Here is a 12,872-nt window from a genome sequence, read left to right on the forward strand (position 1 = left end):
CCTGAACTTTTGGATTTGCATCCTTAAGAGGACTTGAGGTCAATGTCCCCAGTTTGTCTAGTTGTTTGATTCCCGGATAACTTGACTGGTTTTACGAACAGGGCGAATAAGATGCCAAAAGCCAAAACAAGAGACGCCATGAACAAAATTGATAGGTTATAGCCCAATAATTGGTTTCCCCCAGCCAGACTTATGATATATCCAGTTACAAGAGGGGCGATGATGCCTGCTATGTTACCGGATGAGGTCAGGATACTCGTCATCAATCCACCTCGCTCTTGCATTTCATTGATCATGATCGTTGGTCCGATCGGCAAAATGGCGTATGTCAGTCCCTTTGCTAAACACATGGCGCCTACCACCCAGATTGGATGCTGAAAAACCATGATCGATGAAAAAAACAATGCTCCCAGAATCATGGATCCCGCAACGACGTATACCCTTGACAATCTCCAGTTTTGATTCTTCTTGAATAAACGGTCGGATATCATGGAAACCCCCATATATATGCATACGGAAACGACTCCGATTATTGCCACGCTTGTACCCATTTGTCCTGGACTCATTTTTATCGCTTCCACTAAATATATGGGGAGCCAAACCGAAAACCACACGACCAAAATATACGTGGAAAAATAGGCCAAGGTCGTAAATAACGCGGTCGGTGAGGCCAGAAGCGCCAAGAAATCCTTCCATTTGATTTTTTCCAGTTTTGCTTTCTTCTTTTGTGCCTCTTCATGGACCTCAACTGGGTTTTCCTTTGTTAAAAATTGAAAAAGGAAGAACCAAACGAGGCTTGCTGCACCCAGCGCTGCAAAAGCCACCTTCCATCCGAATATCGTGATCAAGGAAACGAGGATGGGCGCCACGATCATCGCACCGACCGTCCCCCCGCCGACGACCACCGAATTGGCAAACCCTTTCAGCCTCGGGGGAAACCACTTATCGGCATGGCTGTAAGCAATGGGACTGTACGGTCCTTCAAATGCGCCCAGTAAAATCCGGTAAAGAATGAGAAATGGCAGCGCAGTGATGGCCAAGACGCCGAATTGCAGCACAGTCCATGTCAACATGATGGACCCAAGCACTTTTTTGGCCCCAAGTCGATCGGCCCATGCAGCCCCAAAAATCCCCGTTACTGGATAGAGCCAATAATAACTGCTGCCGACAAGACCCCACTCTGCATAGGAAAGATCAAATTCCTTCATGATCGGAACAGCTGCCAATCCAACAATCGATTTATCCGCAAAATTAATGACAGCACCAAAGAATAATAAAATGAGAACAACCCAACGCATACCAGCCCCTCCTCTTTGTATCTATCTTCACGAACCTGAATTTATCTTCCATTTGAATTTTAGGATATATACATCTCATCCATCAATCACTTTTCCCCCTCCCTTTCAAGCTCTTCTTTTACCAATAATCTTTTTAATAGCTTACCGACAGTATTTCGCGGCAATTCATTTCTTACTTCAAACACTTTCGGTACCTTATAGGGTGTAAGCTGGGAATAGCAGTAGCCTTCTATTTCTCCAAGATCGATGAAAGCGTTTTCTTTTGGAACAATGAAAGCTTTTATGACCTCTCCTTTTTCTTTATGGGGGATGCCCACCACAGCAGCCTCCTTGATAGCTGGATGTTCATACAAAACTCCTTCTACCTCTTGGGGGTAAATGTTAAATCCGCCTACGATGATCATTTCCTTTTTCCTGCCGACTATATAGAAATATCCTTCATCATCCATGACGGCAAGATCACCCGTGTATAGCCAGCCATTTTGAAGGGCTTTTTTTGTTTCGGCCTCGTTATTCCAATACCCCTTCATGATTTGCGGGCCTTTTATGAGCAATTCACCCACACTTGTGTTGGGAACTTCATTATTATCATCATCAATGATCAAGCAATCCGTGCCTGGAAATGGAATGCCGATGCTTCCAACCTTCCTTTTGCCAAAGGGAGGGTTACGGTGAGTCGAGGGCGATGCTTCCGATAAACCGAACCCCTCACCTATTTGGGCACCGGTCAACATCTCGAATCGCTTAATCACTTCCACCGGAAGGGGGGCAGAACCGCAGGAGCAGCTTTTTAAACAATCCAATCCATATGTTTCGATTTCGGGATGATTGACAAACGCATTATACATTTTTGGAACTCCTGGAAAAAAGGTCGGACGATGCTTTTTAATGTTGGCAAGTACATGCTCTAATTCGAATTTAGGAAACAATAGAATGGCAGCCCCTAGATAGATGCCGAGGTTCATTGCACTTGTCATCGCATAAACATGGTAGAGGGGGATGGCCGCTAAAACGATTTCTTTTCCAGGAATCATGGTATCCCCATACATTTCATGGCTTTGGATGACGTTGGAGGTTAAATTATGGTGAGTCAGCATGACTCCCTTCATTTTTCCGGTTGTGCCGCCGGTATATTGGATGACGGCGATATCTTCAAATGGTTTGATGCACTCCGCAGCTTGAATGGCCTCCCCGGATTCAATCATGTTTTGGAGCGAGTAGATGCCTTTTTTGTCACCTTCCACCTCCATACAAACGTCGAACTCATATATCGCTTTTGTTTCTTCGACTGTTCTTTCTGCAGTTTTATCGAATACAATATATTTAGCACCCGAGTCCAGCAGGATTTGCACTAGTTCCCTTGGTTTATACAACGGATTCGTCTGAACTACGATCAGGCCAAGCGCCTGGGCAGCATAATAACTGATAATGAAATACGGATGGTTAGCCATCATCAGGCCAATCCTTTCTCCCTTTGCAAATCCCATCGCTTTCCATGTTCCTGCAAGTTGGTCGACCTGCATTTTAAGAGTGCGATAATCCAGCGTCTGCCCTTCATAAATGATGGCTGTATGTCCAGGAAATTTCCTTGCTGTTCTATCAAGCAAGGAATAGACGGATATTTCCGGCAGCTTCATAGATTCCATTCTTTCAACATACCATTGCTCCCATGGTCGACTTATCGTATTTCGCACCGTTCATCCCTCCATATATAAACGAAATTCCAATCACGCATCTTAAGTACTCACTTATCATGCAACTTACATGCCAACTCATTATTGAGCTAATCTGGCATTTAGTCAAAAACAATAATTCATTATTGAATTTATTTTATCTAAAAAGCTTCACTGCAAGGGATTCATTCATAGCGAAATAATTCATTATTGAATTATCGATAACTTGAAAAATACCTACCACTCACATTCCGACTTCATTTTCCTTCATTCATCAATGGCAGTGCTCGGTTCAATATTTTGAGTAATCATTTTACATTTTTCCATTCACCATTCTTCATCCTACGGACATATAATACAAACAAAGGAAAACCGGGGGTATCAAAAATGCAAGACAATCAACATGGATCGCAAAAGAATGAGGTTGAAAAGTTTGATGAATGGGTGAAAAAATTTTTTCTGGATCCGGAAACTTGTGCGTTGGATCATCAGCTTTTTTCAATTGATATATACGAAAGTGACGATGAGTATATGGTGGAGGCAGTTTTGGAAAATCATGATGTCGAGGATATTAAGGTGTGCCTAAGCGATAATGAGCTATCGATCATCGTTGACGAAGCTCATAAGCCTTTCATTGATAATAAAGCGGATACAATTCCCACACAGAGAAATATTCCCTTCCCCTTTTCGATTTGCACACGCAGGATTACCGCTGAATTCTCGAATCCTATTTTGGTGATTCGCATCCATAAGTTTTCCCCCGGAAAAAAAGCAGAAGATATTAATATTGAGTAGTTCGTTCATCATATCAAAAAAAGAATGGCCTTGAGAGCGTATTTGCTCCCAGGTCATTCTCTTTTCTTGAATTATCCAGCAAAGTGAAAGGCCGTCCGGCTGCCCTTTTGCGTGGATATGACTTGAAGCTGGGCATCAATTCTTTCCTTCAATTCCGGAACATGCGATATGATGCCGACTAACCGTCCCGTGCTCTGTATCTCCATTAACGCTTCTATCGCCTGCTCAAGGGATTCGGGATCGAGCGTACCGAACCCTTCATCGATGAACATCGTCTCAAGCGATATTCCACCTGCATTTTGCTGGACGACATCCGCTAATCCTAACGCCAGCGCAAGCGAAGCCTTGAAGCTCTCTCCTCCCGATAGGGTTTTGACATGCCTCTCTTGTCCAGTATATTGGTCATACACAGATAATTCCAGCCCGCTCTGAATGTTCCTGCGGGTAGGATCCAGCTTTCGCAGCAGCTGGTAACGGCCGCTGGTCATTTTCAGCAATCTTGAATTGGCTTCTTTTAAGATGTCATCTAAAAAGGCTGCCAATACATAGCGTTCAAACGTGATACGGAAGGAATTTTGCCCTTTGGAAATTTCAGATAAATGACCGACGATACTGTACCTTTCATCAAGGCTTTTCTGATCTTCCTTGATTTGCGCCAGTTTTCTCTCGATTTCTACATTCGCCTGTTTCTCAGCATGCAATTGATTTTGATTTTGGCGCATTGATTCCAATTCTTCATTAATGAATTCAAAGGTCTTCTGTAATCCTCCCATATCCGGTTTGACCACATCTTTCAATTTCATCTCCAGATCATGGAATAAACTGATCACAGTTTGCCAATTTTGATTATACTGCTGGACTTGTTCTTCCAGTTTTCCTATTTCCGCTTCCGATTTTTTCGCTGCGGTATATTCTTTATAATTAGAAAAACCTTGATGGGTCATATCCGCAATGAACTTTTCCCGTTCCGTTTTCAATTCTTCGTTTAAACCCTCGATATTGCTGCTCCTCGACTCTATCTTTGTCCGGACGACCGATTCTTCTTCCTTAACCAATTGCAGGTTCTTTTGTGCATCTTCCAGAGAAGTTTGTAAACGTTTCTGCGTTTTCACAGCGATTTGATGGGCAGAAGCATATTCGGCCTCGGTCCGAAGTCCTTCTGGGAGTGAATCGGTCAGGCCCGCTAATTTCGTTGAGTTTTCAATATACCGGGTTTTCCCTAGGTCTTCGTTTCTTTCCAAGACTGTCATATTCTCTTTTAGCTTGGTTGCCTTCTCTTTTAAAGTCAGCAGCACTCTTTCCAATTCAGGGACTGCCGTTTTTTTGCGCTTCATATCCGCCAATTGCGCATGTAGCGCTTCGCCTTTTTCGGTAAGTTGCTTCAAATGAAGATCGATATCTTCAGACTTGAATGGCGGCATGTCAGTTTGCAAATCACGTAACTTTTCCTGGGAAGTAGCGACGAGAGCATCATATTTGGATTGGACACGGTAGTATTCGCTTTCCGCTTGGCTTTTTTGCCGTTCTGCCATTTTCAGCTTGTTATCTTGCTCTTTCAGCTCCAAATCCGTCGGCATGTCCTCATGCATCTGTGCTGGTTTTGGATGGTTTTCCGACCCGCACACAGGACAATTTTCCCCGGAGTGCAATAACGAAGCAAGCTTGCCAGCCTGACCTGAACGCCACTTATGATTGAGTGCGTCCAATTTCTCCTGCTCCAACACTTGCATTCTTTGACTCTCCTGGAAATGTTTATTCTTAACCTCAACATCCCGCTTCGTATACCGGATCTCGGCGAATGCTTCTTGAAGCTTGTTCATTTTCACTAACGACCGATTCACTTTTTCTGCTTCGATTTCCTGCTCACGATGAAGGACGGCCGCTTTTTCCGCCTCGCTTTTTTCAACTGCCGCCTTTTCTGCTTCGAGTTCGACTTGCTGATAATGGGCCACATTTTTTTCTCGAAGCTCTTTACTATTCCGCCACTTTTTTTCATCCAAAGTGACTTGTGCTGCCAAACTGGCAAAATTCATGACAGCCCCTTTTAACTGCTCAAGCTGATGCACATTACGTATGGCCTGCTCCCTTTCGTTTTCTTTCCGCATTTCCTTGTCGTAGGTATCCTGCTTTTCCTTCCTCTCCGCTTGCAGCTTCTCCGCATGCTCGCCTAGCTTTTGCAGCTCTTCCATTGCTTCTTGTACTTGCTTGCCAATTCGTAAATAATATCGTTCCTGCTTTTCAAGCGAAGTCGCTTTGTGTGCCTTTTTGATTCGTTGCTTCACTAATTCCATTTCCGGCTGCCTTGCTTCAAGGTCCTCCTTCTCCTTACGTAATTTTTCTTGATTGGAGAACATATTCAGCAAATCGGCTGCTTTAGAAAGCTCTTGATTGACTTGATCACGAGCATCCTGCTTTTCCTTGATTTGTTCTTCGAACTTCTTGCCTGTTTCACCGGCAGCCGTTATGACATCCCGCAAGAGGGGCAGGACATGCTGTTCGTTTGGCTCTTCCGCTTGCAGTTGTGCCTGCAGTTCTTCATGATTGCCAGCTTTGATTCCTTTCATCAATTCGATTCGCTGCTGGGTGCTTTTTTCACTTTTCCGCTTAAGGTCGGTTGCTTCTTCTTTTAATTTTTCTTCTATCCGTTTATAAAGCTCTGTATGGAATAGCTTCTGAAGGATCTGTTCCTTATCCTTGCTATCCGAGGTTAATAGTTTTCGAAATTCATTCTGAGGAATCATCAGGATTTGCCTAAACTGATTTGCATCTAACCCGATGAGTGTTTTGATCTTCTCTTCAACTTCACGTACATTTGCTCCAAGCAATTTATTTCCATCAGCCAATATTTCATACAATTCAGCTTTCGCCCCTACTATCGTCGTTCCTTCGCCAGCTTTTTTCTTCCGTTCCTGCTGTGGTGACCTGATCACTAAATAGGTTTTTCCACGCAGGGTGAATTGCAGCGAGACCTCCGTCAACATATCATCTTCGGCAAATTGGCTCCGCAAATCTTGGCCGCTTCGATCTTCACCGCTTGCTTTTCCATATATCGCAAAACTAATCCCATCAAAGATGGTAGTTTTCCCGGCACCTGTCTTACCTGAAATGACAAACATCGTCCGCTCCCCAAGGGAATTGAAATCAATGATTTCCCTTCCCGCATAAGGGCCGAATGCCTGCATCGTTAAAATATCCGGTTTCATTTCAAGGCCTCCTCTTTCTTAACCGCTTCAATTACCGAAACCATCAAATCCTGTTTTTGAGAATCGAAATTACGATCCGTCATTTCTTGGTAAAACAATTCAAACAGATCCAATTCCGATTTCTGTTCATCCTTGATGGAGGAGAAGGCTTTTTTCCTTCTTAGATCGGCCAAATCCCATTTTCGTTCAAGGTGTAGCACGTTCGGGTAAACTTTGCGTAAGCGATTGATCGGATCAATGAGCGAGCCCTCATCATTCAGGGTTATTTTCAAATAGTCATCCTGTTTTTGCAATTGATAAAAGGCAGGATCAAGCAATTCCTCCATCGTTCCAGCAATTTCCCTCATATCCAGCTTAGGCTCCAAGGATCGATAGCTCAACTCAAAGCTCCCATCCTCTTTCATATTGACGATCGAAAGCGATTTTTTTTGCTTTGCCTCAGAGAATGAGTATTTCAGCAGCGATCCGGAGTAAAACACCTTTGGGTGACGAATCGCATCAGGACTATGAAGGTGGCCAAGTGCCGTATAATCGAAGGCATCGAAAAGATCCGCGGTAACGCAGCCGGAACCGCCTACTGACAAAACACGCTCCGAATCACTCGTTTTACCGCCTAAAACAAAGGCATGACCTATAAAGACATTCGGTTCATCCTTATTGAGGTTCTCCGCAATCCTGCCGGTTATTTTCTTCATGGCGTCTTGATGGGAATGGATGCTATCATCTTCAAAGAGATGGCGAACGGTCCCAGGTTCGGCGTACGGGACACAATAAAAATTCACGCCCTTGATGCGGACCGGCTCACATGTTTTTGTCAATTTCCCCTGAATGTACAGTTGGCTATGACGATACCACGATGAACCGAAGGACAGCCGCTGTGCCGAATCATGGTTTCCTGATATGGCAACAATCGGTATGTTCATTTTCACATTAATTGTATAAAGTATCTCATCAAGTAGCTCAACCGCTTCAATCGGCGGAACCGAACGATCGTATAAGTCCCCGGCAATCACTATCGCGTCCGGCTTTTCTTCCTCGATGATATTGATGAACTGCAGCAGTGCATACCTTTGATCCTCTGTCATATGTACGCCGTGAACGATTTTCCCTAAATGCCAATCGGCGGTATGGATAAATTTCATAGTTTCACTCCGTCCTCATTTTTACTTACTATCATTATAGCAAAAATCCATAGAATAGCATGGATTGGGTACAAACGTTCTAATTTTTACCACTCTTCAATCTGCTTTACAGATGAAATAAGGGCAGGAAATAAAAAAATTCCGCAGCCCTTCTTGAATCTTTATTGAATTGGTCGGCGATTTTGCGGCTAAGGGTTCTCACTTGACAAGAACCCGAAAGCGGATCGAACTGCTGGCATTTCTAAGGTCAGGCTGATGCAAATTATAGGCAAAGCTAAAAAAACTGCAGACAAACTCCGAAATCATCGAGGTTGTCTGCAGCAGGCCCATTTTTTTATTAACTGAATAAATGTTTATATGGACTCATATTCACTTCTCGTTCCGCTAACTTTTTTTGCAAAAATTTATGGTCACGCTTTGGTGTCGCGATGATATAGCCTCGTATCACAAGATCCTCAGTGATATCCCCCGCTTTTTCTTTTATGGCCAATTCACCGATTTTGCCGGCAATTTTATGCCTGGCAACATCCCGGAAAAGCTCTGGTACAGGACTCACTAAATCTTCAAGCAATTCCTTTTGCTGCTTTGACCATAAGTGCTTGGTTTGTTCCAAATAGTATTCTTCCCAATCCATGTCCGACTTTCCGTCTTCTTTAGGAAATCTTTTCAGAAACTTCCGAAACATAAAAAAGCCGCCAATACTCATCAATATTATTAAAAGGACTACCCAAAATAGAATGAACCATAAAAACCAGCCACTCAGCAAAGAATCACCTCATATGTATAGAATCGTCACTATTATTATAGACAGTAACCCATATCTTTACAAGACTGGCAAAGTAATCATTCCTGCTCATGCACTTCAAGTAAAACCAGTGAAAAATCACCCACTGCGTTTTCTTCATATAAATTTGTAACGGAAGTAGCATAATTATGGATTTCCGCCCGAAATTCTTCGTTTAGCTGCGGAATCTTCAGATCAAAAATCATTTGATAAAGCAGTGTTGTGATGTCATGGTATTCTTCATTCGTCACCTTGAAATTAAAACTGACTTTTCTGAATTCTGCACCTTCAGATTCTTTTACAGTCTCTGCAAGAAAATCCGTAACCTGCAGTCGAACATCGTTTAAAATGACCTCTTCCACCATATTCCCCACATCTCCTTATGTGTTCTTTCAATTATGTTAACACTAGAGGCTTCCATAACCAACGAATCCGTCTTGAAAAAAAGAAAAAACGTGCAAAGGAGCTCCTTGCACGTTTTTAACGATCAATTTCCCTTTTTGACGATTATCCGCCATTTGGCGTCATCAACCTGCTCGAATTCGGTAATTTCATGACCCTCAGTGGCAGCCCAACGCGGAATGCTCTCCGTTGCTTGTGTGCAATCGAAATTAATGATCAATTCCTCTCCTGTTGCCATATCGACAATTGCTTCTTTTGCTTCTACTAAAGGGAATGGACATACCATCCCTGTCGTCTCGAGTACTTTTGCCATGTGAAATCCACTCCTTAATCATTTTTTCATTGAAGTCTTAAGCAGCTTTGAAAGAACCCACTGTCTGCTTTTGCTTACGGATGATCGTGAAATAAGTAGCCACCCATGTGCCTAGCAGGAAAAAGATAATGGCAATCCAGCCTTGCCAAGCAAATAATGCCGAATTCACCAAGCCATTCCCTATTGTACAACCGCCTGCGACACTCGCCCCGAACCCCATGATTACACCGCCAAAAGCATTGTTGCGTAATGTCTTCTTATCAGGCAGCCGCCAACGGAATTCCCCGCTTCCTTTTGCCGCTATATAAGCACCAAGGAAAATGCCCAATACTAAGAACGTGCCCCAATCGATTAATACATCCTCACCTGTAATAAGGAAAGTCAGGATGTTCGCGGAAGGAGCTGTGATTCCGAGACCAAACATCCTGCCAGTCATAGCACTTAACGGCCATGCGACGATGGCAATCAGGCCAACTAATAATGCCGTAATAAATGGATGCCACCGTTTTTCGAATAATAGGTGGGCCATGCCCTTTTTCTTCGGTTTCATTTGAAAGATCGGCAGCTTTGGCTTCCTTAATTCACGTAACACCAAGAAGCTTACCAATACGGTTACGAGAACCACAAGTACCCACGGCGAAACATTTAAGGTTTCATGGATATATGTGTCTCTAGTTCGATAGGATAACAGCTGGTCGCCATACACTTTCCAAACGCCGTACTTCGTCATGGCTGCTCCAAGCATATATCCAAAAAGGGCCACCCAGCTTCCGATCATGCCTTCTCCGGCACGATACCATGTCCCTGTAGCGCAACCGCCTGCGAGTACCATGCCGACCCCGAAGATAAAACCGCCAACGATTGTCCCCAACCAAGGAAAGCCATCATTCGCAAACTGAATGACTCCAGTGCCATTCAATGCATAAACACCAATACTTTGTATCGCTATAACAACGAAGGTAGCTAAAAGCATCCTTACATCTTTAGCTAAAATCAAATCACGATATGCACCAACGACACAGAAACGGCCCCTCTGAAGCACAAAGCCAAGCATTAGTCCACAGATGATCCCAAACACAATCATTTGTAACATCAACCGTTTCCTCCTCTTTTAAAATAATAATATCACTAATATAATATAATTCAGATAAAATTACTAGGTTTAGAGGTTATTTACGCCGTTTCCTTAAAAGGTTCATTCCCTACAACCACCGTTTCATTTTCCGCTATACCCAAAAACAAAAAAAATCTGGGTGCCCTATTGAGCGCCTCAGATTTCTTTGACTCGTATTCGGTGCATTTCTGATATGCAGGACATTCATTGAAATTCACAGCCAATTAGCTGAAGCTGGCTGCCTTGACTTTTTTGTATTGGTAAAGCATTGCAATTCTCCATGGGACGATCATGGCAAATGCTAGTAGGAAAAACATACCGCTCAAGACGCCAACTTCAATTGTGCTTCCTAGCATAAGTTTCGCGACGAGCCGAATCACCATAAGGCCTATAAGTATGAATATAAATGCTTTTGAGCGAAGAATATAAATTTTCTCATCCCTCACTTCGAATTTCGAAGTTTTGATGAGCAAGATCGAAAATAACATTCCTGCAACTAGAGCCTCCAACAATTCGTATCGAGAAACACGGAACATAGGGAAAATGAACATTAAAGCTCCCGTACTCATGAATAACGGCGGCAAGATGATTTTCTTCTCATTCACTGGTTTTTTTGTTTCCTTCATCCGTAACATGAAAACACCCATAGCCATCACGATCGCTATACCTGTTGATATATATATCATTTCTAAACCATCCCTTTTAACTAAAAAATAGGTAAGTATCATAAAAAATTATATATGACTTCATTTAATAAACAAAGTATATATTACCTATTTAAGATAAACAAGGAGTGTGTCCTTAATTAAGCGCCCTATTGATGGCCTCTACCACTCTGCCCTCGTCAAAAGGCTTGACAATAAAATCCTTTGCGCCGGCTTCAATAGCTTCGACAACCATTTTTTGCTGACCCATCGCAGAACACATGATAACCTTGGCAGCCTGAAATTCCTTCTTGATTTCTTTAACGGCATCCAACCCACTCATGATTGGCATCGTTATGTCCATAGTCACCAAATCAGGTTGAAAGTGCCGATATAGTTCAATAGCCTCTTTGCCGTTCTCCCCTTCGCCGATCACTTCATGTCCTGCTTTCGACAAAATATTTGAAAGCGTCATTCTCATAAACTTAGCATCATCAACAATTAATATTCGGGCCATGATCCGTTCCTCCTCATTTCCAATAGCTATAAAAATCCACACAAGAATTAATGATTTATCTAATATGTATAGAATATATGACTTTATACCTAAAATCAAGAATTATAACCTAAAATAAAAGGGGGTAAATTAACAATATAGGGTAATTAGACCTAAACACAAAGATTCACATTAAACTTTTTTGAAAATTTTTCATTTTATGGACTAAAAACCAGTGAAGCCACCGAAAAGTCTAGATAGGACTGCGAGTATTTGGGTCATCCAATAAAAAACAAAATAACACCCATGACCATCATGATGTAACGGCTATACTTTTTGATCCATTTAAGCTTTCCGACAAAAACGATAATATGAAAAATGGTATCGCAAACCCTAATATATACGCAGCCATATAGCTCAAGGCGGCATTGGGGTTCGTTGCGGCTTACGATATGACTGCGCCCCTTGTTAATAGTCCTGCACACGGAGTCCATCCAGCTGCAAGGCCCATCCAATCAGGTTGGACCCCCTGATAGCCGCTTGGCCGATTTTTGAATTCAAATCCGCTTTCCTTCAACAAGGATTCCTACAATGAATAACTCTAAATCAATGAATATAATGGCTCCAATCTGACGAATTAAATCTTATGATCCTCAATAGGTTATGCTGAAACCGATCGCAATGAAAACCTAGGAAAAGCCAAGCAGAAAAAATTAAAGTATGCAGCACGGAGAAATAAAACGTAAACAACCGGAACCAAAGGCCAAAATATTTATGTCATTCAATTGAACTCACTCCTATGTATGTCAGCCTTTAAACATGGGTATAAATAAGAAAAATAAGTACCTATGTGGTATTAAAGTTTTGCATAATGCAACGTTCGATACACAAAAAAAAATCCACCTCATCGAAATGCAACACCACATATTTGAAATCACTCGCGCTAGCCGATATAATTGCTATATTCATACAGATTTTACAACTGACTAACATTAAAGGGTACCTTAT

The 12,872-nt window shown here is 42.5% G+C and carries 11 protein-coding genes and 1 pseudogene; 1 reads left to right on the plus strand and 11 read right to left on the minus strand.

What is annotated here, in order from left to right:
- Positions 1 to 23 precede the first annotated feature (23 nt).
- Both QNI08_RS08510 and QNI08_RS08515 read right to left on the minus strand, forming a co-directional pair.
- On the minus strand, positions 24 to 1,298 hold the full coding sequence (locus QNI08_RS08510) for an MFS transporter (protein WP_285766987.1): 1,275 nt from the start codon (positions 1,296 to 1,298) through the stop codon (positions 24 to 26).
- 86 nt (positions 1,299 to 1,384) lie between these two features.
- Entirely contained in the window at positions 1,385 to 2,992 is a 1,608-nt protein-coding gene (locus tag QNI08_RS08515; RefSeq protein WP_285766988.1) for a long-chain-fatty-acid--CoA ligase, read from the minus strand.
- 366 nt (positions 2,993 to 3,358) lie between these two features.
- Here QNI08_RS08515 and QNI08_RS08520 point away from each other — a divergent pair, with 366 nt between their 5' ends.
- Complete coding sequence (locus QNI08_RS08520) at positions 3,359 to 3,766, plus strand: Hsp20/alpha crystallin family protein (RefSeq protein WP_285766989.1); 408 nt, start codon at positions 3,359 to 3,361, stop codon at positions 3,764 to 3,766.
- A gap of 71 nt (positions 3,767 to 3,837) precedes the next feature.
- On the opposite strand, the gene QNI08_RS08525 is transcribed toward QNI08_RS08520, so the two are convergent.
- The 9 genes and pseudogenes from QNI08_RS08525 to QNI08_RS08565 form a co-directional block, all read right to left on the minus strand.
- Positions 3,838 to 6,969 (minus strand): AAA family ATPase, encoded by a 3,132-nt coding sequence (locus tag QNI08_RS08525; RefSeq protein WP_285766990.1) that lies wholly within the window; start codon positions 6,967 to 6,969, stop codon positions 3,838 to 3,840.
- Complete coding sequence (locus tag QNI08_RS08530) at positions 6,966 to 8,111, minus strand: exonuclease SbcCD subunit D (protein WP_285766991.1); 1,146 nt, start codon at positions 8,109 to 8,111, stop codon at positions 6,966 to 6,968. Before QNI08_RS08530 ends, QNI08_RS08525 begins: the two co-directional genes overlap by 4 nt.
- Before the next feature lie 337 nt (positions 8,112 to 8,448).
- A complete protein-coding gene (locus QNI08_RS08535) occupies positions 8,449 to 8,877 on the minus strand; it encodes a DUF2621 domain-containing protein (RefSeq protein WP_285766992.1) in 429 nt (142 codons plus the stop codon).
- A 77-nt stretch (positions 8,878 to 8,954) separates the two neighbouring features.
- Positions 8,955 to 9,260: a DUF3219 family protein gene (locus QNI08_RS08540; RefSeq protein WP_285767138.1), complete on the minus strand. Its 306-nt coding sequence runs from the start codon at positions 9,258 to 9,260 to the stop codon at positions 8,955 to 8,957.
- 122 nt (positions 9,261 to 9,382) lie between these two features.
- Complete coding sequence (locus QNI08_RS08545; protein WP_285766993.1) at positions 9,383 to 9,610, minus strand: sulfurtransferase TusA family protein; 228 nt, start codon at positions 9,608 to 9,610, stop codon at positions 9,383 to 9,385.
- Positions 9,611 to 9,647: 37 nt separating this feature from the next.
- Complete coding sequence (locus QNI08_RS08550) at positions 9,648 to 10,703, minus strand: YeeE/YedE family protein (protein ID WP_285766994.1); 1,056 nt, start codon at positions 10,701 to 10,703, stop codon at positions 9,648 to 9,650.
- 245 nt (positions 10,704 to 10,948) lie between these two features.
- Complete coding sequence (locus tag QNI08_RS08555; protein ID WP_285766995.1) at positions 10,949 to 11,410, minus strand: CcdC family protein; 462 nt, start codon at positions 11,408 to 11,410, stop codon at positions 10,949 to 10,951.
- A gap of 115 nt (positions 11,411 to 11,525) precedes the next feature.
- On the minus strand, positions 11,526 to 11,885 hold the full coding sequence (locus QNI08_RS08560) for a response regulator (RefSeq protein WP_285766996.1): 360 nt from the start codon (positions 11,883 to 11,885) through the stop codon (positions 11,526 to 11,528).
- Positions 11,886 to 12,089: 204 nt separating this feature from the next.
- Positions 12,090 to 12,649, minus strand: a pseudogene (locus QNI08_RS08565) (sulfite exporter TauE/SafE family protein).
- Positions 12,650 to 12,872: the final 223 nt, after the last annotated feature.

It is taken from the genome of Peribacillus folii (genome assembly GCF_030271255.1).
In the GTDB taxonomy this organism is placed as follows: domain Bacteria; phylum Bacillota; class Bacilli; order Bacillales; family DSM-1321; genus Peribacillus.

What these genes read in the sequence shown, in the direction of transcription:
- QNI08_RS08510 (WP_285766987.1), bottom strand. Translation starts at nt 1,298, where the DNA reads ATGCGTTGGGTTGTTCTCATTTTATTATTCTTTGGTGCTGTCATTAAT.
- QNI08_RS08520 (WP_285766989.1), top strand. Translation starts at nt 3,359, where the DNA reads ATGCAAGACAATCAACATGGATCGCAAAAGAATGAGGTTGAAAAGTTT.
- QNI08_RS08525 (WP_285766990.1), bottom strand. Translation starts at nt 6,969, where the DNA reads ATGAAACCGGATATTTTAACGATGCAGGCATTCGGCCCTTATGCGGGA.
- QNI08_RS08530 (WP_285766991.1), bottom strand. Translation starts at nt 8,111, where the DNA reads ATGAAATTTATCCATACCGCCGATTGGCATTTAGGGAAAATCGTTCAC.
- QNI08_RS08540 (WP_285767138.1), bottom strand. Translation starts at nt 9,260, where the DNA reads ATGGTGGAAGAGGTCATTTTAAACGATGTTCGACTGCAGGTTACGGAT.
- QNI08_RS08545 (WP_285766993.1), bottom strand. Translation starts at nt 9,610, where the DNA reads ATGGCAAAAGTACTCGAGACGACAGGGATGGTATGTCCATTCCCTTTA.
- QNI08_RS08550 (WP_285766994.1), bottom strand. Translation starts at nt 10,703, where the DNA reads ATGTTACAAATGATTGTGTTTGGGATCATCTGTGGACTAATGCTTGGC.
- QNI08_RS08555 (WP_285766995.1), bottom strand. Translation starts at nt 11,410, where the DNA reads ATGATATATATATCAACAGGTATAGCGATCGTGATGGCTATGGGTGTT.
- QNI08_RS08560 (WP_285766996.1), bottom strand. Translation starts at nt 11,885, where the DNA reads ATGGCCCGAATATTAATTGTTGATGATGCTAAGTTTATGAGAATGACG.